Below are 23,547 nucleotides of genomic sequence, written 5' to 3' on the forward strand. Positions count from 1 at the left end.
ATGGACGCACCCTGCACCTCACTCGATCAGGTTCGCCAACGTATCGACCAGATCGACCGCGAACTGGTGACGTTGCTCGCCAAACGGGGTGGCCTGGTTACCCAGGCCGCCCGTTTCAAGAAGACCACCGATGACGTGCGCGCACCGGCGCGGGTGGAGCAGGTGATCAGCAAAGTGAGGGGATTGGCCGAGCAGACCGGCGCTTCGCCGGTGGTGGTCGAACAGGTTTATCGCGCCATGATCGCGGCCTTCATCAATGAAGAGCTGGACACCCATGCCGCGTTGCAGGCAGACACCCGCACGCCGTGATTATGCCGCTCCACGGCGCTTGAACTTTAATTTGCAGGGCTTCCTCGAACGTTCAGACCCTCTGAACTCTGACCAGCGAGGCGGCCCATGTCGCTCATTCATCCCCAGGCGCACTACACACCTTATCGCTCGGCCGCTGGCGGCTGGGGCTCGGCCAGGTCGGTCATGGCCATCCTCTGGCGCGAGCAGGCCCTGGCCACCGCGCCCCGCGCGCTGCTCAAGCAGAACAAGCCCAAGGGCTTCGCTTGTGTGAGCTGTGCGTGGGCCAAGCCGGGCGATCCCCATGGCCTTGAAATCTGCGAGAACGGCGTCAAGGCCACTGCCTGGGAACTGACTCGCCATCGCACCGGCCCGGCGTTCTTCGAGGCCCATACGCTGACGGAACTGCGCACCTGGACTGACCACGCGCTCGAACAGCACGGCCGCTTGACCCACCCGCTGCGCTACGATGCCGCCAGCGACCGCTATCAGGTCACCACCTGGGAGCACGCCTACCGCGAGATCGGCGCGCAGTTGCGTCTGCTCGATCCGCAGCAGGTGGTCTTCTACGCCTCGGGACGGGCGTCCCTGGAAGCCTCGTTCATGTATCAACTGTTCGCCCGCGCCTATGGCACCAACAACTTGCCGGACAGCTCGAACATGTGCCACGAGAGCACCTCGGTCGGCTTGCAGGAGAGCATCGGCGTGCCTGTTGGCACCGTGACCCTGGCCGACTTCGAGCACACCGACTGCATCTTCTTCTTCGGCCAGAACGTGGGCAGCAACGCGCCGCGCATGCTCCATCCACTGCAGGCGGCGCGCAAGCGACAGATCCCGATCATTACCTTCAACCCGCTGCGCGAGCGCGGCCTGGAACGTTTCGTCAATCCGCAGTCGCCACGCGAGATGATCGGTCCCGAGTCCACGGTGATCAGCACGCAGTATCACCAGGTGAAGATCGGCGGCGACCTGGCGGCCGTGACCGGCATCATCAAGGCGCTGCTGGCCATGGAGCGCGAAGCCCTGGCCAGTGGTCGCGTGTCGGTACTCGACCATGCCTTCATTCGCGAACATACCCAGGGCTTCGATAGCCTCTGCCAGGCAGTGGATGGCTATAGCTGGGAAACCCTCGAGCGCCGTTCAGGTCTGGGACGCGCTGCATTGGAGGCAGCTGCCACGGTGTATGCCCGCAGCGAAAAGGTGATGGTGGTCTATGGCATGGGCATGACCCAGCACCGGCATGGTGTGGAAAACGTGCAGATGCTGGTCAACCTCCTGCTACTGCGCGGCAACTTCGGCAAACCCGGTGCTGGAATCTGCCCGGTCCGCGGGCACTCCAATGTGCAAGGTCAGCGCACAGTGGGCATCACCGAAGACCCGGCCAAAGTGCCGGCCGACACATTGCGCGCGTTATTCGGCATCGAGGTGCCGCCGAACAAAGGCCTGGCGACGGTGGACACCTGCGAGGCCATTCTCGACGGGAGGGTCAAGGGGTTCATCGGGCTGGGCGGCAACTTCCTCAGAGCGATCCCCGACTCCCCGCGTCTGGAGCGGGCCTGGTCCGACCTAGCACTCGATGTCCAGGTGGCGACCAAACTCAACCGAACCCATCTGGTACCCGGCGCCAGCACCTGGTTGCTGCCGTGCCTGGGGCACATCGAGATCGATCGCCAGGACGGCGTGGTGCAGGCCTATAGCACCGAGGACAGCACCGGCTGCGTGCGTGGCTGGTTGGGCACCCACGAGCCGGCCGGCGAGCAGTTGCGCTCGGAAGTGGCGATCATCGCCGGCCTGGCCAGCGGTACGCTGGGCGATAACTCCCGTGTTTCCTGGTCTGCCTGGCGACAGGACTATGCGCTGATTCGCAGCGCGATCGGCCAGGTGTACCCGGAGATCTTCCACGACATGGAGTCGCGAATGTGGCAGACCGGTGGCTTCCACCGTCCCGTTGCGGTCAACCAGCGACAATGGCCCACTGAGTCGGGCAAGGCACAATTCGTCGCGCCGGGTCGGCTCAATCCTGACGACGACGTGCTCCATGAGCCGATGCCGCGTGATGTGCTGCAATTGATGACGCTGCGCAGCAACGATCAATTCAACACCACCGTCTACGGCTACGACGACCGTTTTCGCGGTGTGCATGGCACCCGCAGCGTGGTGTTCCTCAATCGCAGCGATCTGGTTCGCCTGGGGTTTGCGGCAGGGGATTGGGTCACGCTGCGCACCGCCGTGGAACCCGAGGTGGTGCGCGAGGCGGGGCCCCTGCAGATCATCGGCTACGACATTCCCGAAGGCTGCGCGGCCGCTTACTACCCCGAATGCAACCCGTTGGTGCCGCTCTGGCATCATGCCGAGCGTAGCAAGGTGCCGGCGGCCAAGTCGGTGCCGGTCACGTTGCACCGGGCGCAGCCTTCAGCGGCGCAGCTGGCTCGGGCGGTGCCGGCGCGGGATCAGGTGCGCTGAGGGATCAGCGCAGGTACGCCTTGGCGAAATGCCGTTCGAGTCGCGCCTGGATCAACTCCAGCAGGATCGACAGCACCCAGTAGATCACGGCGGCGGTGGTGAGCATCTCCAGGTAGCGATAACTCGAGCGGCCATAGGATTGGGCCAGGAACATCACCTCCCAGATGCCCATCACCGAGATCAACGACGAGTCCTTGAGCATGGAAATGAACTGGTTCGCGGTCGGCGGAATGATGACTCGCATGGCCTGGGGCAGGACGATATGGCTGAAGATCTGCCGGCTGCGCATGCCCAGCGCCAGGGCCGCCTCGCGCTGGCCACGGGCGACACCCAGGATACCGGCCCGGAAAATTTCGCTCAGATAAGCGCCGTAGTTCAGCGACAGGGCGATGATGCCGGCACTGATGGCGCCGGGCACCAGCCCCAGTTGCGGCAAGCCCAGATAGATCAGCAGGATCTGGATCAACAGCGGCGTGCCGCGGAAGAACGACGTGTAGAAACTGGCGATGCCCACCAGCACGGCACTGCCCGACAGCCGGGCCAGTGCGGCGGCGAAGCCCAGCAGCACCGAGGCCAGTATCGAGCACAGGCACAGGAACAGCGTCAGGGCAGCGCCTTGCAGGAAGCCATTGGGTCCGAGCTTGAAACCGGCGAGGTTGGGAAACTTCTCCAGAATGATCGAGAACTTCAGGTCGAAGCTCAGGAAAAAGCCGATGAACAGGACGAACAGCGCCAGCCATGTCAGGTACAGGCGAGCGCGAAAGCCCAGCAGGGATCTTGAAGCAAAACGTTCGGCGTTCATTTGCTGATATCGGCACCGATCCACTTCTGCGACAGCTTGGTCAGCGTGCCGTCGGCTTTGAGCTCGGCGAACACCTGACGCACCTTGGCATCCCATTCGGGATCGCCTTTTTCGATAGCCACGGAGTTCGGTTCTTCATACAGCGGCGCACCGGCCAGTTTGAAGCGCTTGTCCTGGTTCAATCGCGGCTGAGCAGTCACCAGATTGGTGAGAATGGCATCCAGGCGCACGCCGGCACCCAGGCCCAGGTCCTGGAAGGCGACGTTGTCGGTGTCGTAGGGGGCGATCTGGACGAAGTCGAACGGATAGTCGATCTTGCGGCCTTCGTCGCCTTCGATCACCAGGTTCTTGTTCAGGTAGCTTTCATAGCTCGACGCGCTGGTCAGGCCGACCTTGCGGCCGTCCAGGTCCTTGGCGCCGTGGATACGGTCGTCCTGGGCATTGACCACGATCACCGCAGGGGAGGCGTAATACTCCACGGGGAAGTCGAAGACTTCGGCGCGCGCCTTGCTGGGGGTCATGGAGCAGATGCAGATGTCGTAGCGCCCGCTCCAGCGACCGGCGGCAATCACGTCCCACGACGGCGTTTCCAGGCGCAGCTTGACGCCCAGCCGCTCAGCGACGGCCTTGGCCACGTCGACGTCGAAACCATCCAGCTGGTTCTGCTCGTTCAGGAAAGAAAACGGCGGGTAGCTCTCCATCAGCACGTTGACCAGTTCCTTGCGAGATTCGACCCGCTCCAGCGTGGCGCCGGCAAGCGCGTGAGTGGCGGTGGCGAGCAGCACGAGGCCCGCGCCGAGCAAGGCAGGAAAACGCATGTAAGTACCTGAAAGGTTGGCGGAAAGTGAATTCGGATATTTAATAGGTATAAATCCGACGTTCATAATGAATTTTCTTCATAAGAACTTGCAGAGGCGTTATATGAAACAGCGTGACATGGTGATTCTTGACGGGGGCATGGGACGGGAGTTGCAACGCAGCGGCGCACCGTTCCGCCAGCCCGAGTGGTCGGCGCTCGCCCTCAGCGAGGCCCCCGAGGCGGTAGTCGGCGTGCATGCCGCGTTTATCGAAGCCGGGGCGCGGGTGATCACGAGCAACAGCTATGCGGTGGTGCCGTTCCACATCGGTGAGGCGCGGTTTGCCGAAGAAGGCCAGCACCTAGCCGACATCGCCGGGCAACTGGCGCGCCAGGCCGCCAGGGCCAGTGCGCATCCTGTACAGGTGGCCGGGTCGTTGCCGCCGCTGTTCGGTTCGTACCGGCCGGACCTGTTCCAGCCTGAGCGCGTCGCCGAGGTCCTCACCCCACTGGTTCTGGGCTTGGCTACACATGTAGACGTCTGGCTGGCCGAGACGCAGAGCGCCATTGCCGAAGTGCGCGCCATCCATGCCCATCTGCCCAAGGACGGCAAGCCGTTCTGGGTGTCGTTCACCCTCCAGGACGAAGAGGTCGACCCGATCCCTCGCCTGCGCTCCGGCGAGCCGGTGAGCGAGGCGGTGGCGGCGGCAGCCGAACTCGGCGTGGCGGCCGTGCTGTTCAACTGCAGCCAGCCTGAGGTCATCGGTGCCGCGATCGACGCCGCGCGTGCGGTGATCGACGCGCGCCAGGCCGACATCGCCATCGGCGCCTATGCCAATGCCTTCCCGCCCCAGCCGAAAGAGGCCACCGCCAACGACGGACTGGATGAGTTGCGCGACGACCTGGACCCGCCGGGTTACCTGAAGTGGGCCCAGGACTGGCGTGAGCGCGGGGCGAGCATGATCGGCGGCTGCTGCGGCATCGGTCCGCAACACATCGCCGAGCTCGCCCAGCACCTGCGTTGACCGGACCGGCTGGCGGACTTAGAAGTCGAAGGTGACCCCGGCGTACAGCGCGCGCCCGTCGCCTGGCGAATGCAGCGAAGCCTGCGCGCCATCGGGGTCGTACCAGACGTATGCGTAGTAGCGGTTGGCGAGGTTCTTCAACTGCAGGTCGACGCTGACCGACTCGCTCAGTCGGTAGCTTGCACTCAGGTTCATCAGCACGAAGCTGCCGTAGCGGCCCTGGATGTTTTCGCGTTCCAGGTAATAGCGCGACTGGCCGTTCATCCACGCGCCCAGTTGCAATGCTGGCGAGGCCTGGTAGCGGACTCCGGCATTCCACACGTGATGGGGGACATGATCGATCTCCTGTCCTCGGCTTGCCGGCAAGGCGGCGCTGGGCTCCAGGATGCGCGAGTACTGCCAGGTATAGGCCAGCCACCACTCGGTGCGCTCGTCCGGGTGCAGGTTCATCTGCAGGTCATAGCCCCAGCGCCGAGTTTCGCCGACATTGTCGGACTCGCCACTGGGATCGTTCAGGCGCCGGCTGACTTCGCCACTGGCCTCCTGGCGCCAGTAAGCCAGGCGACCGTCCAGCCAGCGCGTGGGGTTGAAGGTGATGCCCGTCTCCCAGCCCTCGTTGATCGAGGGCGCTAGGTCCTGGTGGCTTGGCGGGATCTTGTACGCCGCCGCGCCAGTGCCGACCTGGAAGGTACGACCCCAGTTCGCGTACAGGCCTGCCACGTCCCATGGCGTCCAGGCGATGCTGAGTTTCGGCTGGCGGATCAGGCCGTAGTCGTTGATCGGCGCCTGCTGTCCATTGGCGCGGTTGTCGAAGTGGCCACTGAGCGTGTCGACGCGATAGGCCGGGACGATTTTCAGCGAGGCGACTGGCTCGATCTCGGCCTGCACATAAGCGCCGAGCGTGTCGAAATCGAACTGCTGGTCGCGGGTACGGGCCTGGCGGGTTCGGTCGAGGGTGCGATAGCGCTGGCTGCGATTGTCCTGGCGGTTTACGTCGCTGCCGCCTTCCAGGGCAAAGCCGTGCAGGCCCTGAACCTCGGGTCGCCAGGTGAGCGAGGTGAGGGCACCATACTGGGTTTCGTTCGCGTAGCGCTCCTGTTGTGCGCTGGTGCGCCAGTACTGCGTCCAGCGCCGGTCGTCGAAGGTGTTGAGGTATACCTTGGTGGACCAGGCGAGGACGTCGGTCAGGTCGGTGTCCAGATGCAGGCTCAGTTGGTTGATGCGCCGGGTGCCTTGGTCGGTCGCATTGAAGGCATTGCTGTGGCGTGGATCGTGGCGGGCGTCGTCTGCGCTGAGGTAACCGGCCTCCTGGGCGGTGCTCTGGTAGTGGCGTGCGATCAATCCTGCGCGGTAGCGGCCGTCATCCGGGGTGTAGAACCATTTGCCGGAAAACGTATAGCGCTCGGTGTCGGCGTGGTCCCGGTATCCGCCGACCTGTTGGCGGGCGAAGAAGTAGTTCTGAGTCCAGTTCGTGCCTTCGATGCCTTTGGCCAGTTGCACTTCACGGGTGTCGAAACTGCCATAGCGCAGCCGCGCCTGGCTGTATTCACCCCCGGTGCGGGTGTTGATCGAAACGTTGCCGGCGATGTTGTTCAGTCCATAACGCGGGTCCTGGGTGCCGCGCACCACCTGGATGTTGTCGATGTCGAGCGGGAACACCGCATCGATGAAGGGCATGTTGCCGTCGTTGGTGTTGCTGGGGATGCCATCGATCAGCAACTTCACGGCGTTGACTTCGCCCTCGCCATTGAAGCCGCGCATCGACAGCTTCCCCGAGGTGGTGCCCTGGTTGAATTCGGTCAGCAGCACGCCCGGCGCGCGCCTGAACAATTCCCAGGCGTAGGCGACGGGCAGGGTGTCGAGCGTGTCGGCGCGCAGCACATCGACCGAACCGATCAGCGCGGCGCTGGACAGTGGGCCGGTTTCGCGGCCTGAGACGCTGACAGCGCTCAAGGTCAGGGGGGGAGTCGCGGGAGGGATCGTCTCGGCTTCGGCCTGGGCGGCCGGAGCGAGGGTGCAGGTGAGGGCAAGCGCGGGCAGGGCGGCGCGTGCGGCATGGCGTGACGCAGTCATGGAAAGCGGTTCCTGGCAGGACAGTCGTGTGCGTGCGCGCAGCAGTGCGCAGCGCGGTGCTCTAGGGACGAGTCTTCAAGCCAGGGGAGAGGCGCGCGGTGTGAGGGCGGGTCGTTGCTCGCGCGGGACTGGCCGGTCAGGCGCCGGGCTGAGGAGCAGGACGTCGGGCCAGAAGCGCGGAATCAGATGTCTGAAATAGGTCGAGGCCAAGGCGGCCTGACCCGCGTGGCCGCAGCAGCAATCGCCGGGCGCAGGTGGGCTGTCGAGCTGATCGGACAACTCGGCCTGGTCGAGCTTGAGTTGCGCCAGCACCGACTTGGGCAGGTTCTGCACACCATGCAGGCTGCAGAAACTGCCCAGCAGCAATGATGAGTCGACTGCAGGAGGACGTAGCGCGCGGTCGAGCGGCATCGCCAGCAGGTTGAACAGCACGACGAGGCAGGCAAGCAGCAGCAGGGGCGTGTGACGCGTGGTGGGCATTGGCCATCCTTGAGCGGGACGGCGCTATTAAGCCGCAGCTGGGTGAGTCTGTAAAAGCTTTAGGGCGCGCCCATTTGCCGCAGTTTGGCCACCGACCTGAATCGGTAGCCCACGGCCCTGACCGTGCTCGGCACTTGCATGACCCCTGCGGCTTCGAGCTTGCGCCGCAAATTATGGACATGCGTGTCGATCACGCGGCTCTGGGCATCGCTGTCGGGCATGCTAGACGCCAGCAGCTCTTCGCGGGTGAAAGCTTTGTAGGGGGTTTTCAGCAGTGCAGTCAGCACGCCCAGTTCGGTCCGAGTCAGACTCAGCAGGATCGAGTCTCCGTCGGCAGTGCGCACGCCACCGACCAGGGCGTCGAGGTCCACCCAGACGCCGTCGCATTCGAGGACGCTTCGCGACGCCTGCGCTGGCCAAGCACGGCGCAGTACAGCCTGAATACGCGCCGTGACCTCTCTTGGGTTATAGGGTTTGAGAATGTAATCGTCCGCCCCTTGGCGCAGTACGCCGATTTTTTCCGTGACGTCGGCCGCCGCGGTGAGGACGATGACGGGCGTCATGCGGGGTTGACGCAGGTTGAAGAGCAATCGGTGTAGATCCCTTCCTGGCAAGGTGATATCTAGCAGGACCAGCGCTGGATCGAGCTGGTGGAATAGGGCTTGGCCTTGAATGCCGTCGTGTACGACCGTAGTTTCGAAACCCTCCCTTTTTAGATGGCTCGCCAACCGGCCTGCTCCGTCGCAGGGGTCTTCAATGATGAGAATTCGTCGATGATTCAAAAGCACCTCGGGTCACAAACCGCGTGCAGCCTCCATGACCAACAAGGCGAGCACTGCATCGAATTAGGCGTTGTACTCAAAACGCCCGATTACCACCCTTGGACTTTTCCCAAGATCACTAAGCCGAAATCGACGAGTCCGACACCTCGTCGGACGTATCGCAGTCATCTGAGGTTGCACACGAGCGTCCACGGCCAATGGGGAAGTAGGTGATACCGTGCCTGTGCATCCGCTCGGGATCGAAGAGATTTCTGCCGTCGATGATGACCGGTGCGTTCAAGCGGTCTTTGATCGCCTCGAAATCCGGGGCCTTGAACTGTTGCCACTCCGTGCAGATAACCAAGGCGTCCGCCCCCGTCAGCGCCGCCTCGGGCGTGCCCATCAACGACAGGCGCGCATCGTGGCCGTAGGCGCGTTGGGTTTCCAGCATCGCCTCTGGATCGTAGGCATTGACCCGCGCCCCGTGGGCCCACAGCGATTCCATGAGTACTCGGCTGGGCGCATCACGAATGTCATCGGTGTTGGGCTTGAACGCCAGCCCCCAGAGCGCGAAGACCTTGCCGGTGAGGTCGCCGCCGAAGTAGCTCTTGATGCGTTCGAACAACTTGCTTTTTTGCCGTCCATTGATCGCTTCCACAGCCTCCAGCAGGTCGCTCGGGCATTGCACCTGCTGCGCGCTGTTGATGAGCGCGCGCATGTCCTTGGGAAAGCATGAGCCGCCGTAGCCGCAGCCTGGGTAGATGAAGTGGTAGCCAATTCGGGGATCTGCCCCCATGCCCAAACGCACCGACTCAATGTCGGCGCCCACGTGTTCGGCAAGTTCGGCGAGCTGGTTGATGAAGCTGATCTTGGTGGCCAGCATGCCATTGGCTGCGTATTTGGTGAGTTCGGCGCTGCGCAGCGCCATGAACAGTATGCGGTCATGGTTGCGATTGAATGGCTCGTAGAGTTCGCGCATCACCTGACGCACCGCTTCGCTCTCGGTCCCGATGACGATCCGGTCGGGGCGGCGACAATCAGCCAGTGCCGCACCCTCCTTGAGAAACTCCGGGTTCGAGGCAATTTCGAACTCCAGTGAGCGCCCCGCATCGTCGAGTCGCCGGCGAATGTGCTGGCGCAGGCGATCACCGGTACCCACCGGCACCGTGGATTTTTCCACGATGATGACCGGTGCTGAGCGGTGAAGGCTGATCTGATCCGCCACCGCGAAGACTGCCCCCAGATCTGCCGCACCGTCTGCCCCCGGGGGCGTGCCGACCGCGATGAATTGCACATGCCCATGCTCCGCAGCCAGACATGAGTCGCTGGTGAACTGCAATCGGCCGCTGTCCAGACCTTCGCGCAGCAGTGCCTCGAGCCCCGGCTCGAAGATCGTCGCCACGCCCCGCGACAGTGCGTCCACCTTGATCTGATCGATGTCCATGCACACGACATCATGACCGACTTCCGCCAGCACACTGGACTGCACCAAACCGACGTAGCCGCTTCCATAGACCGTGATTTTCATTGACTCTCCTTGGAACACTGGACAGGGCAGTCGCGGCTCCCACCGCAGGTATTCATTAGCCATACGCCGGCCACGACCAGGCTCACGCCCACTGTCTTGATGGCCGAGAAATGGGTGTCGAAAAAGGGCAGGCTCGCCGCCAGGATGTAGACCAGCGCGTAGCTAAGGCCAAGCAGGCCGTAGGCCCTGCCCAGAGGCAGGTGGCTTAGGGCCAGTAACCAGAAGCCGAGTGAAATCACGTAGGCCATCACACCGCCTGCCACACAGGCCAGTGCACCCATGGGCCACGTGCCCCAGGCCCAGTCAGAGAACGCTGGCAGACGGGTCATGCCCCAGTGCATGGCCAACTGCGCAGCACTGACCAACAGGACGCTGGTCCAGGCAGCGGCCAGACCTCTGCGGCAGCTCATGACAGCCCCCCCAGCATCAGTACGCCAGTTGCGATCAGGGCTATGCCTGCCAGACTTCGGCCTTGCAGGATTTCGCCGAACAGGTAGCGTCCAGCAAGCGCCACCAGTACGAAGTTCAGGCTCAGCATGGGATAGGCGACGCCGACATCCATGTGCCGAAGCACCCCCAACCAGCAGCCCAGGCCCAGGACAAGACTGATCGATGCCAACCACGGCCAGGGACAACCCAGAATGGCCCACCCCGAATTGCCGCCGGCCAACGCCGCCCAGCGCTGGGCCGTGAACTTCTGCGCGATCTGCCCGCAGCAGATCAGCAACGAGGTAGCGAGTAGCAGCAGGGTGATCATTGGCTCTGCTCGAGAATGATGAGGGAGAGGTGCCCCGATGCGTACCGCTCGCCGCCAGGAAGCTGGGGCAGATGGCGACCAGACCCGTCCTTGCTTCTCAACACGATGGCCACCGATCCGGTTTTTCGCGCTTCCTGCAACCACGCCTGGAAGGCGTCAGGCGCGACGCTGCGATGACGGTGTTCTGGGTATGACAAACCGTATTTCAGTTCGCCTTTGGTGTCGTAGAGGGTGACCTCGGGCCTTTTCGTACGCCACGCCAACGCCGAGGCGGCGCCCAAGTCATTGCTGACTAGATGCGTTACATTTGCCAGTTCTGGCAGATACGCGGCAATGAACGTATCAGGCGTCTTGTTGTTCACCACACGTGCGGGCATCGCCGCTGGCAGGATCGCGATCAGCGTCCAGAGGCCCAGCAGCGGGGTGTACCACAAGCGGATGGGCTTGATCGCCTGGGCCAGACCACACAGCCCCCACACGACGATGACGATGACTGCCAGCCACAACACCAGAGGTTCATCAACATAGACCGGCTGTTTCCACTGCACAACTGCCAGGCCGCCGCTGGCAATCACGGCGATGCCGAGATTGATCCAGCCGTTGAAGCGAAGCGCTGCACCTTCGTACTCGCTCAGGCGCCGGTCGATGGCACGGGCCATCATCAGCGCCAGGGGCATCAGGCACGGCATGATGTAGGTCGGCAGCTTGCCACGGCTCAGGCTGAAGAACAGGAACGGTAACACCAGCCAGAGCGCCAGGAAGACCATGTCGGCGGATGAGCGCTCGCGCCACGCTTGTTTGAGGCTGATCGGGAGCAGGCCGGCCCAGGGCAGGGTGGCCGCGAGCATGAGGGGCAGATAGAACCACCAAGGCCGCAGGTGCTGGGCGTCTTCGGCAGCGAAGCGTCGAATGTGCTCATGCCAGAAGAAGAAACTCCAGTAATCCGCCTCCCTGGCATGCACGCTCAACGCCCAGGGTGCGCACACCAACAGCGCCACCAGCACTGCGAGCGGTCCAAACTTCAGCAGTAGCTTGAAGCACTTGCGACACACGGCGTAGGGCACGGCGATCAGCACCGGCAACAGCAAAGCGAGGAACCCCTTGGTCAGGAACCCCATGCCGCAGGCCAGTCCAAGCACGGCCCACAGCCCGAGTCGCCGTCGGGTCGTTGAGGCGTTCAACGCGCCCCACAGTGCAGCGAGGCTGAAATTGACCCACCAGGTGAACTGAGGATCCAGGTTGCTGTAACCGGCCTGTCCGGCAATCAGCCCGAAGCTCGCATAGAACGCCGCCGCCAGCCAGCTGGTACGGCGGTTGTGCCAGATGTGCTGGGCCAGTTGGAAAATCAGCAGGGTGCTCAGGGCTGTGGCGAGTAGCGATGCGATGCGTACTCCGACAAGGTTCTCGCCGAAGACCGCTTGTCCTGCGGCGATCATCCAGTAACCCGCTATGGGCTTTTCGAAATAGCGCAGGCCCATGAAATGCGGGGAAACCCAATCACCGCTGAGCAGTATTTCCTGGCCGATTTGCGCGTAGCGCGTTTCGTCCGGGATCCATAGACCGTGGTTGCTTAGTGGCAGGGCATAGAACAGGACGAAGATCAGGGCGATCAGTGACCACTGTTGAACGCGACTCATGTGTGACGAACCCCCACCCAACCTTCGCGGCCCGCCACTGCCCCGCGTATGACATGGGCGGTCGGTAGGCGATGGACATCCTCTGGCAGCAACGCCCCCAGGGGCTTGAAATCGATGTCGCGCCAGGCCGCGCGTTTGAGCAACTGTTCGAATCCACCGGCCATGCTCCGGCCTTCCACTTCGGCATGTACGGTGTAGACGCCATAGTGGCTGGCAGTGAGACGCTCAAGGATGAGCTCGTTGAAGCTGTTCATGGATAATCCAGGCCTGGCCATTTCATCGAAGGTCGGTACGTTCACGGGAATCTGCGGGGTGCCTGGGCACTCGTCGGACAGCAGCGGGAGGAAAATTCCGCCGCCGCGGCAGTCGCTGTTATAACGAAAGCCAAGCGCCTGCTTGGCTGAAAGGATTGACGTGTCGGCCCGCCAGCCGGGCGCTGCCGAGCAGGTGACCGATTGGCCAATAATGTCTTCCAGGCATTCCTTGCCCTGACGCACCTGATCGATCAGAGCCCGATCCGACCAACGGCCGGCGTGGGCCTGCCAGGCATAGTGATCCCAGGCGTGCAGGCCGATCTCATGGCCAGCCTCCTGGGCGCGTCGCATGATCGGCGCGAGTTCGCGGCCTATCGACTTTCCAGGCCATGCCGTGCCGGCCAGGAGCACGTCCCATCCATACAGGCTGGCGGCCTTCGAGCGCAGCATTTTGCGCAGGAACGCCGGGCGAGCAAGTCGCCAGAGGTGGCGCCCCATGTTGTCGGGGCCCACGCTGAAAAAGAAGGTGGCCTTGACCGCAGCGGCCTCTAACAGATCGAGCAGCGCGGGCACGCCTTCGCGCGTGCCGGTGAAGGTATCCACATCGACTCGCAATCCCACCGGACTCATCGGCTTCTCCCGCGTTCGAGGAGCGCTTCGTTGAGGAAGAAGTCCAGGGTCTTGGCGATCGTCTGCTCCAGATCGACGGTCGGCTGCCAGCGCAGCAAACGGCGTGCATTGGCGATGCGCGGTTTGCGGTGGCTGACGTCCTGGTAGCCGTCGCCGTAGAACGTGCGGTTCTCCACCCACTGAAACCCGGCAAAGGGCGGGAACTCGGCGCGTAGCGGGTGCGCATCGAACTGGCGCAGCAAGGCTTCGCCCAACTCGCGAATGCTCGCCTCGTTGTCAGGATTGCCGATATTGATGATCTGCCCGTCGCAGCAACCGTCTGCGTTGTCGATGATGCGCGCCAGTGCTTCGATGCCGTCGGCGACATCGGTGAAGCAGCGCTTTTGCTCACCACCGTCGACCAGGCGTATGGGCGTGCCTTCCACCAAGTGCAGAATCAGTTGGGTGATCGCCCGCGAGCTGCCGATGCGCGCCGAGTCCAGGCGATCCAGGCGCGGTCCTACCCAGTTGAACGGACGGAACAAAGTAAAACGCAGGCCTTGTTTGCCGTAGGCCCAGATGACCCGGTCCAGCAGTTGCTTGGAAACCGAGTAGATCCAGCGCTGTTTGTTGATGGGGCCTACGACCAGATTCGACCTGTCCTCGTCGAACTCCGGATCCTGGCACATGCCATAGACTTCCGAAGTGGAAGGGAATATCACGCGTTTTCCATACTTCACGCAGTAGCGGATGATCTTGAGGTTTTCTTCGAAGTCCAGTTCGAAGACGCGCAACGGATTGCGGGTGTACTCAATGGGCGTGGCGATGGCGACCAGCGGCAGTACGACGTCGCATTTCTTGACGTGGTATTCGATCCATTCGCTGTGGATGCTGATGTCGCCCTCGACGAAGTGGAACTGTGGATTGTCCTTCAACCGTTCGATGGCATCCGAGCCAATGTCCATGCCATGGATTTCGTAGTTGCCGTCACTCAACAGTCGCTCGGACAGGTGATTGCCGATGAAGCCATTGACGCCGAGGATCAGCACCCGCGTCGGGCGTTTTGCCGGCGGGTGCGCCGCATTCAGCGACGCTCCCTCCACAAGGCCCAGCTCACGGGCCAAGCCCGCACCGCAGAGGTACAGACCATGGTCGCCGCGCTGGGCATGGCGCACCACCAGCGAATCTTCCCCGCAGGCGATGCGCAACGGATCGGCGCACAGCACCGTGCCTGGCGGCTGACTGAGGTTGCCCGGGATGACGTCGGCGTCCCAGATCAGCAATTTGTGCTCACCGCTCTTGCAATGGGCTCCAGGGTAAGGATGGGTGACCGCGCGGATCAGGTCGTAGAGCCTTTTGGCCGGGCACTGCCAGTCGATCAGGCCATCGGCGGCTGTACGGCGGCCGTAGTAGCTGGCCTGGGCTTCATCCTGCAGCACCTCGGCAAGGCCACCAGCCGCCAGTAGTGGCAGCTTTTCGCGCAGCAAGCCGATGGTTGCCGCGCGCAGTTTCTGTTGAAGCCTCAGACCAGTATCGGTTTCGGCGATGGCTACCGGAACTTGAGCAAGGATCGGCCCTGCATCGGCGCGTCCGACCATTCGGTGCAGGGTGACGCCGGTCTGCGTCTCGCCGTTGATAATGGCCCAGTTTGCCGGTGCTCTGCCTCGGTAGCGTGGCAGCAGGGACCCGTGCAGGTTGAATGCGCCGCGCTTGGCGCAGGCGAGGATACACTCGCCCAACAGCTGCCGGTAATAGAAGGAAAACAGGAAGTCCGGCTCAAGTTCGCGGATGCGTTGCACCCACAGGGGGTGATTGACGTCTTCGGGGGCGTAAACCGGGATGCCACGCTCAGCACACAGACGCGCCACTGAGCCGAAGAATATCCGCTCCTGCGGCTGGTCATGGTGGGTGAAGACCGCCGTAATGTCGTAACCGGCTTCGAGAAGGGATTCGATACCGGTGCAACCGATATCGTGATAGGCAAAGACAACGACTTTGACGTTCATGTCGTCAGGATTCTCTGGCAGAAGTAAGCGGATTGGCAGACGGCGTCGGCGCCGGGGGCGAGGCAGGACTGGCTCTGACGACCTGTTCGATCAGAAACCGTGGGCGCGCCCTGATGTCGCTGTACAAGCGGCCCAGGTATTCGCCCAGCAGTCCCATGCCCAGCAACTGGACGCCGCTGAACATGAACAACACGGCGAACAACACGAACAGACCGTTACCGGCCCAGGCCGCGCCAAACGTCAGGCGCAACAGCACCAGGGCGCAGGCCAGCACGAAGCCAGCACTGGCCATGACTGCACCGCACAGACTCAACAGGCGCAGCGGCATGTTGGTCATGCAGGTGAGCAGATCGAACATGAGGTTGAGCAGGCCCATCGGGCTGTACTTGGACTCGCCATGCTCACGCTCGGCATGGGCGACGCGTATTTCGCAGGTGTGGCGGGCGAAGCTGTTGGCCAGCACGGGAATGAAGGTGCTGCGTTCCTGGCACTTGAGCATGGCGTCGACAATTGGCCGACGGTAGGCGCGCAGCATGCAGCCATAGTCGTGCATGGCCACCCCGGTGGCGCTCTTGACCGCTCGATTGACAAGCCGCGAGGGCCAGCGTCGCCATGCTGAGTCCTGGCGGCGCTCGCGGACCGAGCCCACCACGTCATAGCCACAGGCGGCTTGTTCGACCAGCCGTGGAATTTCCTCAGGTGGATTCTGCAGGTCGGCATCCAGGGTGATGATCAGGTCCCCGGCAGACTGCTCGAAGCCTGCGAAAATCGCCGCATGCTGGCCATAGTTTCGGTTCAGCAGTACGGCCACCACCGGGCTGCCATTGGCCGAGGCTGCTTCTTGCATGATCGTCGAAGACTGATCGCGACTGCCGTCATCCACCAGGATGAGTTCGAACGGTTGCGATAGCTGACTGCAGGCAGCCAACGTTCGGCTCAACAGTTGGGGCAGGCTCGCTTCTTCGTTGAACACCGGAATCACGATCGAGATGAGTTCGAATGCAGCCGGCTTCATGTTCTTGCCTCCAGACTGTATTCGATGGCTGAAACCACGCGTTCCACATCACTGTCCTGCATGTCGGGAAACAGGGGGATCGTGCACAGTCGCGAAGCATTCCACTCACTCTCCGGCAGTCGAACATCCGGGTAGGCCTGGCGGTAGTAGGGGTGCAGGTGTGCAGGAATGAAGTGGATGCCGCAGCCAATACCCTGGTGCTTCATGGCCTCCATGAACGCGTCGCGAGTCAGGCCACAGGCCTGCTCATCGATGCGCAGGATGAACAGGTGCCAGACGTGGCGGATCGGGTAGGTCGGAACAGTCAGTGGCGTGACGGGCAGATCGGCCAGGCGAGCGGTGTACTGTTCGGCCAGCGCGTGGCGCCTGGCATTGAGTGCTCCCAACCGCTGCAACTGAACCAGCGCCATGGCCGCATTGATGTCCGCCAGGTTGTACTTGAAGCCTGGCTCGATGACCTGCGCCTGGGGGCGCCGGCCTTGGCTCGAGCGATCGAACGCATCGACTTCCAGTCCATGGAATTTCAGGCGCCGCACGCGATCGGCCAACGCGTGGTCGTCGGTGACCAGCATGGCGCCTTCGGCGCAGGTCAGGTTTTTAATGGCGTGGAATGAAAAGATGGCGGTGCCGCTGGCGCCGATCCGAGCACCGCAATACTCGGTTCCCACCGCATGGGCAGCGTCTTCGATCAGCGCAATGGCGTGCTGTTCTGCGAGGGCTCGCAGAGGTCGCAGGTCCAGTGCGGCTCCGGCGAAATGAACGGGTATGATTGCCCGCGTTCGCGGGGTAATGGCGGCCTGTACATGCTGTGCATCGCACATCAGGGTGTGCCGATCGACATCCACGAACACCGGCGTGGCGCCGATCAGTGAAATGATGTTGGCCGTCGAAACCCAGGTCAGCGAAGGCGTGATGACTTCATCCCCTGGACCGATCCCCAACGCCAGCAGCGTGACGTGCAATGCGCCGGTAGCACTGGACAGTGCAACTGCATGTTTGCCGCCCAGGTACTCGGCGAAGCGCTGTTCGAGCTCCAGATTTTTCGACCCGCTGGTGATCCAGCCTGATCGCAGCACCTGTGCAACGGCGGTAATCTCTTGCTCGCCAATGCTCGGACGAGAAAAGGGTAGAAAATGCTCGGTCATGCAGACCTCGGTAGCCGACTTGAAGGCAAGGAACCCATTGGTTCCTCGAAGCGCCGGGATCCTAGCGAGGTCGCATCAAGGTTTTCTTCAAGCAGTCTGAACGAAGGCTGAACGAGCGGAAGTTGAGGGGGTTAGCAGAGGGGCGGTGTGTGAGGTGCAAGGTCGAGCCGAAGAACAGAGGCCCCTGACAGGCCGCCCTCCTTGGCCGGCACGCTTGCTTAGAAGTCGTACAGCTTCACGGGCGTATCGCGCAGTATCATCGTGCGCACGCGGTCATCCGGTGCCCATTGCAGTAACAGGTCCAGCAGTGCTGCATCGTCCGGTTTTTGCTCTGGCGCCAACGTCGGATGCGGCCAGTCGCTGCCCCACACCAGGTGTTGGGGATAACGCGCGATTAGCGTGCTGACGACCACGCCCACATCCTGGTAACCCGGCGCACCGACTGCTGAGCGCAGGTAGGGCGCCGACAGCTTGACCCAGGTGCGTCCGGCGTCGAGCAGTCCTGTGAGCGCGGCGAAGGCCGTGGATTTCAGGCCCTCTGGCTGCGGTACGTGGCCCAGGTGATCGATCACCAGCTTGCTCGGTAGCTTGGCCAGGCGCGGTGCCACCTCCGGCAGCAGCGGCCCGGTAGCGACCTGGACGTTCCAGCCCAGTTCGTTCACACGGGCGGCCAGCGCTTCGATGCCATCCAGGGCCTGGGTGCCGACGCTGAGGTTGAAGCGGATACCGCGAACGCCGGCCTTATGGAGGTGCTCCAGCTCGGCATCGGTGATGCTGCTGGCCACCACCGCGACCCCTCGCGCATCGCCGCGACTGCGCAGCAGTCCGTCGAGCATGACGCGGTTGTCCGTGCCGTAGGTCGAAGGGGTGACGATCACCATGCGACGTAGCCCGAGACGCTGCTGAAGCTGGCGATAGTCATCCAGCGAAGCATCCGGCGGCAACAACGTGGCGCCAGCGGCGGCGGGAATACGGCTGTCGTACAAGTGCATATGGCAGTCGATGCTGCCTTGAGGTGGCACCAGGCGAGCTGGCGCCTCGCCTTGGCTGAACGGCACCTTGGCCAACACCCCGGTGGAAGCGGCAGCGCCAAGGGCGCCGGCCACCTGCAGAAAGTGGCGACGAGTAAGAGACATCGCAAACCTCGTTTTATTGTTGTAATGACAAGACGACGCCCAGGTTCCTCGACGGAAGGTGGGCGTCGATGCGTACGGTGCAGAATTACTTGGCCCCGAGCGCCGCCGCCGCTTCGGCCTGCTCAAGCTGACGTTTGCGACCGATCACCAACACCATGACGCCGGCCAGGGTGCACAGCGCCGCCAGTGGCATCAGCGCCAGCGCGTAGCTGTTGGTGGCGTCGTGGATGGCGCCATAGACGTTCACCATCAGGCCACCGCCGATGAGGTTGGCCATCGCGCCCACGGCCGCCAGGCCGGCGGCAGCGGTGGAGGAGGACAGCCAGCCTGACACCAGCGCCCAGAACGGACCTTTCATCGAGTAGGCGCCTACCAGCACCATGGTCAGCATCACCACGGTGGCCGGCAACGACGAGGTGAACAGGGTCATCAGCAGGCCGGCCGCGATCAGCAACATGGTCATTGCCGTGTGCCAGCGACGTTCGCCCGTGCGGTCGGAGCTGCGACCCCAGACGATCATCAGGACTGAGGCGATGCCGTAGGGAATGGCGTTGACCAGGCCGATTTCCATCGATGTCAGACCAAAGGTCTTGAGCAGTTGCGGGGCCCAGACGCTCATGGTGCTGCCCGCAGCAGAGGCGCCCGAGTAGATCAGCGCCAGCACCCAGATGTCCTTGTGGCGCAACAGCTTCCACAACGAAATATGGCCAATGGTGGTTTTCTTCGCCGCTTCCTCGGTCAGGCGTGTGGTCAGCCAGGCGCGTTGTTCGTCGCTCAGCCACTTGGCCTGCTCGGGGCGGTCGGTCAGCACGAGCAGACAAGCGATGCCCAGCAGCACGGCGGGAATGCCTTCGAGAATGAACAGCCAGTGCCAGCCGCGCATGCCCATCCAGCCGTCCAGGCTCAACAGCAGGCCGGAGAGCGGCGAGCCGATGAAGTTGGCGGCCGGAATGGCCACCATGAACAACGCCACCATTCGCGCACGGTAGGCCGAGGGCAACCAGTAGGTGAGGTAGAGCAGGACGCCGGGGAAGAAGCCAGCTTCAGCGGCGCCGAGCAGGAAACGCATCACGTACAGCGAGTTGGCGCCCTGGACGAAGGCGGTGCCGGCGGAGATCAGGCCCCAGGTGATCATGATGCGGGCGATCCAGATCCGCGCGCCGTAGCGCTGCATGGCCAGGTTGCTGGGCACTTCGACCAGGAAATAGGCGAAGAAGAACAGGCTGCTGGCGAAACCGAAGACCTTGGCGGACAGTTCCAGGTCCTGGTTCATCTGCAGCGAAGCCATGCCGATGTTGCCGCGGTCGATGATCGCGATCAGGTAGCAGACGATGAGAAACGGCAGCAGGCGCCAGGCGACGCGGCGCATGGTCGCGCGTTCGAGCTCACTGGGCTGTGAAGTCACTGAAATCATGGTGCTCTCCAATTGTTGTTTTTCTGGAGTGAGACTTGGCCCTGGCGCCTGCCGCACGGGCGGTGACGCGCCAGGGATGGATGATCAGCTGTCGAACAGGTGCCGGTTGACGACGCAACGTGGCTCCAGGGCCTTGCCTTCCCAGACGTCGAGGATCTGCTGGAGCGCCACCAGGCCGACGCGGTCGCGGGCCTCGGTGGTGTTGGCGCCCACGTGCGGCGTGGCGACCAACGTCGGCAGCCCCCACAGCGGGCTGTCGGCCGGTGGTGGTTCAGGGTTGAAGGTATCCAGGCCTGCGCCGCCGAGGCGTCGCTCGCTCAAGGCACTGACCAGCGCTGGCGTGTCGACCAGTTCACCGCGTGCCGTGTTGATCAGGATGGCGCCGGGACGCATGCGCGCGATTTGCGCGGCGCCGATGAGGTTGTGGTTGGTCTCGGTCAGCGGGCAATGCAGGCTGATCACGTCGCTGTCGGCCAGCAGGCGATCGAAATCCTCTTCGCGCTCGACATGCTCGCGTGCCGGCAACTGCTTGAGGTAGGGGTCGTAGACCTTGACCTTCATGCGCAGCGGCGCCACCAGGTCCATGAGGATGCCGCCGATCGAACCCAGGCCTATCAGGCCGAGCGTCTTGCCGCTGAGCTCGATGCCATTGGCCGAGGCTTTGTCCCAGTGTCCGTCGCGCAGTCGCGCATCGAGCAGGGCGGTCTGCCGGGCCACGCTGAACATCAGGGCAAAGGCGTGTTCGGCGACCGATTGGGCATTGGCACCCACCGCGATGGAGACCGGGATGCGGCGGTCGGCAGCAGCCTGGATGTCGATGGTGTTGTAGCCCACCCCATGCTTGGCGATCACTTTGAGGTTGGCTGACGCATCGATCATGGCGCGGGTCAGGCTGCCCTGGCGCACGACGATGGCGTCGGGCTGTTCGGCGCGAATGATCGCCTCCAGCTCCTCGGCCGGCAAATAGGGCGTGGTCGGGATGATTCGGACGCCTTGGGCGGCGGCCAGGCGCATGGCCTCTTCGGCCAACGCTGGGCCGGTGAGCAGAATGGTGCGGGACATCATCGATACCTTGTTCTTGTAGGGGACGGTATGGCCGTGCAGGTGCGGCATGGGTGAACACTACCATAATGAAATGGCGTTGCAACCATGCACGCGCTAACTGGCAATAAGGCTTTTAATCGGCACCAAAAATCAATTGATAATCCACTAACGAAATGACATTCTAAAAACCTAGTCGGCCTAGCCGATGAAATCGAATAACTCCAATAGAGGTAGGTCACATGAGCATTGGCTTCCAAGTGCTTGAGCGCGCTCGTAAAGTGGGCGACGAATGGGTTGCTCGCTATCGCGAGGTACCGGTTGCGAACGTCAGCGACTCGATGAATCGCATGACAGCCGGCGGCGCACGTCTGCGGCCCATGCACCGCGAAGGCGTGCTGTGCGGCGCGGCGCTGACCGTCAAGGCCCGCCCAGGTGACAACCTCATGCTGCACTACGCGATCGATATCGCCGAGCCGGGCGATGTGATCGTGGTCGATGCCGGCGGCGACCTGACCAATGCCCTGATCGGCGAAATGATGGTGGCCTATGCGGTCAAGCGCGGCGTCGCCGGTATCGTCATCAACGGCGCCATTCGCGATGCGGCCAACATTGGCGCGGGCCAATTCCCGCTGTTTGCGGCTGGCGTTTCGCACCGAGGTCCCTATAAGGACGGCCCCGGCGAGATCAACGTGCCGATCGCCATCGACGGTATGGTGATCCACCCCGGCGATCTGATGATCGGCGATGACGATGGTCTGCTGTGCGTGCCTTATGATGAGGTCGCTGAGGTCTACGCGCGTGCTACCGCCAAGCACAAGGCGGAAACGGCTCAAATGGAACACATTGCCCAAGGCACCAACGACCGCTCCTGGGTCCTGGAGTCCTTGAAGAAGAAAGGTTGCCTGCTGCCAGGCTGAACCCTATCCACGGCGCGCCTTGTCCAGGGCGTGTCGCAGGCGACGGGCGATGCTGGCGGTGGGTCCGTCACTGAGGATTCGCATCGTTGCCCCACCTGTCGTCATCCCCTCGCGCCCGCTGGCCTTCGGCCATTCGGGCGCTCGCTCATCGCAACTTCCAGATCTATTTCGCTGGCCAGGGCATCTCCACGTTAGGCAAGTGGGTGCAGCAGGTGGCGCTGGCGTGGCTGGCCTATCACCTGACCGGTTCTGCGGTGCTGCTCGGTCTGATCACCTTTCTGTCGCTCATACCGCAACTGCTCATCGGCCCACTGGCCGGTGCCTGGATCGATCGTCACGACAAACGGCGACTGCTGATCATCGTTCAGTCGATCCTGGTGGGGCAGTCTGCCGTGCTGGCCCTGGCCACGTGGTGTGAATGGGTCGATGGCCCCTTCATAGCCGGCATGGCACTGCTGCTTGGGCTGCTCAACGCGCTGGAAACCCCGCTGCGCCAAGCGTTGATCGGCAGCTTCGTCGATGAGCCTGCGGACTTGCCTAATGCGCTGGTGCTCAATGCCATGCTGATCAATGCCGCGCGTTTCATCGGCCCGCCGTTGGCCGGTGGCTTGATCGCGCTGGCAGGCGAGGCGGCCTGTTTCGCCCTGACGGCGATCGGTTTCACCGCCTTGCTCGCAGGGCTGCTCAAGGTGCGCGGCGGTGATAGCCCGCGCGCCAGCGGTTCGACCGCGCAGGTGTTTCGTGAAGGCCTGGCTTATCTCTGGCACACCGCCAGCGTTCGCCAGTTGCTGATCAATGTGGTGCTGGTCAACCTGCTGGCATCTTGCTACGCAGCACTGTTGCCCATTCTGGCCAAGGCGGTGTTCGCCGGCGATGCCCGCATCCTGGGCTGGCTGTGGGGCGCTGCAGGGGCAGGTGCATTCGTCGCCACCGTGGTGTTGGCGGTAGGCGGCGCGCTGCATCGGCTGGGTCGGTTCACGGTCGCAGGCGCGTTGCTGTGCGCGGTGTCGCTGGTCTGCCTGTGCCTAGCCAACGTGCTACCGCTGGCGTTGGTCGCCTTGGCGATACTCGGTTTCGGCATCACCCTGAGCAATGTCAGTACCAATATGCAGTTGCAGAGCGAGGCGCCAGGGCCTTTGCGCGGCCGCGTGGTGGCGTTCTACATCGCTTTGCGCTTTGGCTTCGAGGCGCTGGGCGGCATGATCGCCGGGGTGTTGGGCGCTCAATTCGGTGCCCCGGCGACGCTGGGCGTGGCCGGGGTGCTGTTGCTGCTGGCGCTCGGCACTGCCTACGTAGCCCGCTATAGGGCCGCGCTGCCAGGCTGACCGTGGCGTCGAGCAGGGCATTGGCGGATAATGCGCGCTTGGCCCACGAGGGGCCAGACTACCGATCAGACG

The 23,547-nt window shown here is 63.1% G+C and carries 21 protein-coding genes; 5 read left to right on the forward strand and 16 right to left on the reverse strand.

Translation table 11 applies throughout. From position 1 onward, the window contains the following. Positions 1 to 309, forward strand: coding sequence for a chorismate mutase (locus ACK2SD_RS11270; protein ID WP_029613873.1), 309 nt, complete (start codon positions 1 to 3; stop codon positions 307 to 309). A gap of 87 nt (positions 310 to 396) precedes the next feature. Then, positions 397 to 2,751, forward strand: a complete 2,355-nt coding sequence (locus ACK2SD_RS11275) for an FdhF/YdeP family oxidoreductase (RefSeq protein ID WP_412462148.1) — start codon at positions 397 to 399, stop codon at positions 2,749 to 2,751. A 4-nt stretch (positions 2,752 to 2,755) separates the two neighbouring features. Here the strand turns inward: ACK2SD_RS11275 and ACK2SD_RS11280 are convergent, their stop codons facing one another. Further along, positions 2,756 to 3,553: an amino acid ABC transporter permease gene (locus tag ACK2SD_RS11280; RefSeq protein ID WP_412462149.1), complete on the reverse strand. Its 798-nt coding sequence runs from the start codon at positions 3,551 to 3,553 to the stop codon at positions 2,756 to 2,758. Continuing rightward, complete coding sequence (locus ACK2SD_RS11285; RefSeq protein ID WP_412462150.1) at positions 3,550 to 4,371, reverse strand: ABC transporter substrate-binding protein; 822 nt, start codon at positions 4,369 to 4,371, stop codon at positions 3,550 to 3,552. Before ACK2SD_RS11285 ends, ACK2SD_RS11280 begins: the two co-directional genes overlap by 4 nt. 118 nt (positions 4,372 to 4,489) lie before the next feature. On the opposite strand from ACK2SD_RS11285, the gene ACK2SD_RS11290 reads away from it, so the two are divergent. After that, positions 4,490 to 5,374, forward strand: coding sequence for a homocysteine S-methyltransferase family protein (locus ACK2SD_RS11290; RefSeq protein WP_412462302.1), 885 nt, complete (start codon positions 4,490 to 4,492; stop codon positions 5,372 to 5,374). Between the two features lie 18 nt (positions 5,375 to 5,392). Here the strand turns inward: ACK2SD_RS11290 and ACK2SD_RS11295 are convergent, their stop codons facing one another. From ACK2SD_RS11295 to ACK2SD_RS11360, 14 genes are all read right to left on the reverse strand, one after another. Continuing rightward, the gene (locus tag ACK2SD_RS11295) at positions 5,393 to 7,447 is read right to left on the reverse strand and encodes a TonB-dependent receptor (RefSeq protein ID WP_412462151.1); all 2,055 of its coding nucleotides are present in this window, start codon (positions 7,445 to 7,447) and stop codon (positions 5,393 to 5,395) included. A 75-nt stretch (positions 7,448 to 7,522) separates the two neighbouring features. Beyond that, entirely contained in the window at positions 7,523 to 7,927 is a 405-nt protein-coding gene (locus ACK2SD_RS11300; protein ID WP_412462152.1) for a DUF2946 family protein, read from the reverse strand. A gap of 59 nt (positions 7,928 to 7,986) precedes the next feature. Then, entirely contained in the window at positions 7,987 to 8,715 is a 729-nt protein-coding gene (locus ACK2SD_RS11305; protein ID WP_412462153.1) for a response regulator transcription factor, read from the reverse strand. A gap of 112 nt (positions 8,716 to 8,827) precedes the next feature. After that, positions 8,828 to 10,216, reverse strand: coding sequence for a UDP-glucose dehydrogenase family protein (locus ACK2SD_RS11310; RefSeq protein ID WP_412462154.1), 1,389 nt, complete (start codon positions 10,214 to 10,216; stop codon positions 8,828 to 8,830). Then, positions 10,213 to 10,626 (reverse strand): 4-amino-4-deoxy-L-arabinose-phosphoundecaprenol flippase subunit ArnF, encoded by a 414-nt coding sequence (gene arnF, locus ACK2SD_RS11315; RefSeq protein ID WP_412462155.1) that lies wholly within the window; start codon positions 10,624 to 10,626, stop codon positions 10,213 to 10,215. The genes ACK2SD_RS11310 and arnF overlap by 4 nt, the downstream gene beginning before the upstream one ends. Then, complete coding sequence (locus tag ACK2SD_RS11320; RefSeq protein WP_342651357.1) at positions 10,623 to 10,973, reverse strand: 4-amino-4-deoxy-L-arabinose-phospho-UDP flippase; 351 nt, start codon at positions 10,971 to 10,973, stop codon at positions 10,623 to 10,625. Before ACK2SD_RS11320 ends, arnF begins: the two co-directional genes overlap by 4 nt. Beyond that, positions 10,970 to 12,610, reverse strand: coding sequence for a lipid IV(A) 4-amino-4-deoxy-L-arabinosyltransferase (gene arnT, locus ACK2SD_RS11325; protein ID WP_412462156.1), 1,641 nt, complete (start codon positions 12,608 to 12,610; stop codon positions 10,970 to 10,972). The genes ACK2SD_RS11320 and arnT overlap by 4 nt, the downstream gene beginning before the upstream one ends. After that, positions 12,607 to 13,494, reverse strand: a complete 888-nt coding sequence (gene arnD, locus ACK2SD_RS11330) for a 4-deoxy-4-formamido-L-arabinose-phosphoundecaprenol deformylase (protein ID WP_412462157.1) — start codon at positions 13,492 to 13,494, stop codon at positions 12,607 to 12,609. Before arnD ends, arnT begins: the two co-directional genes overlap by 4 nt. Then, the gene (gene arnA / locus ACK2SD_RS11335) at positions 13,491 to 15,479 is read right to left on the reverse strand and encodes a bifunctional UDP-4-amino-4-deoxy-L-arabinose formyltransferase/UDP-glucuronic acid oxidase ArnA (protein ID WP_412462158.1); all 1,989 of its coding nucleotides are present in this window, start codon (positions 15,477 to 15,479) and stop codon (positions 13,491 to 13,493) included. The genes arnD and arnA overlap by 4 nt, the downstream gene beginning before the upstream one ends. A 4-nt stretch (positions 15,480 to 15,483) precedes the next feature. Next, positions 15,484 to 16,494, reverse strand: a complete 1,011-nt coding sequence (locus ACK2SD_RS11340; protein WP_412462159.1) for a glycosyltransferase — start codon at positions 16,492 to 16,494, stop codon at positions 15,484 to 15,486. Next, positions 16,491 to 17,639 carry a UDP-4-amino-4-deoxy-L-arabinose aminotransferase gene (arnB, locus tag ACK2SD_RS11345; RefSeq protein WP_412462160.1) on the reverse strand — a complete coding sequence of 383 codons (1,149 nt, stop codon included), beginning with the start codon at positions 17,637 to 17,639 and terminating at the stop codon, positions 16,491 to 16,493. Before arnB ends, ACK2SD_RS11340 begins: the two co-directional genes overlap by 4 nt. 218 nt (positions 17,640 to 17,857) lie before the next feature. Beyond that, on the reverse strand, positions 17,858 to 18,775 hold the full coding sequence (locus tag ACK2SD_RS11350; RefSeq protein WP_412462161.1) for an amidohydrolase family protein: 918 nt from the start codon (positions 18,773 to 18,775) through the stop codon (positions 17,858 to 17,860). 85 nt (positions 18,776 to 18,860) lie between these two features. Continuing rightward, positions 18,861 to 20,189: an MFS transporter gene (locus ACK2SD_RS11355; protein WP_412462162.1), complete on the reverse strand. Its 1,329-nt coding sequence runs from the start codon at positions 20,187 to 20,189 to the stop codon at positions 18,861 to 18,863. A gap of 84 nt (positions 20,190 to 20,273) precedes the next feature. Further along, a complete protein-coding gene (locus tag ACK2SD_RS11360) occupies positions 20,274 to 21,251 on the reverse strand; it encodes a hydroxyacid dehydrogenase (protein ID WP_412462303.1) in 978 nt (325 codons plus the stop codon). Between the two features lie 221 nt (positions 21,252 to 21,472). On the opposite strand from ACK2SD_RS11360, the gene ACK2SD_RS11365 reads away from it, so the two are divergent. Continuing rightward, positions 21,473 to 22,150, forward strand: coding sequence for an RraA family protein (locus ACK2SD_RS11365; protein WP_412462163.1), 678 nt, complete (start codon positions 21,473 to 21,475; stop codon positions 22,148 to 22,150). A 131-nt stretch (positions 22,151 to 22,281) separates the two neighbouring features. Next, entirely contained in the window at positions 22,282 to 23,475 is a 1,194-nt protein-coding gene (locus ACK2SD_RS11370) for an MFS transporter (RefSeq protein ID WP_412462304.1), read from the forward strand. The last annotated feature ends 72 nt before the right edge of the window (positions 23,476 to 23,547 follow it).

Source organism: Pseudomonas sp. SC11 (assembly GCF_047039205.1).
GTDB classification, from domain to species: Bacteria; Pseudomonadota; Gammaproteobacteria; order Pseudomonadales; family Pseudomonadaceae; genus Aquipseudomonas; species Aquipseudomonas boreofloridensis.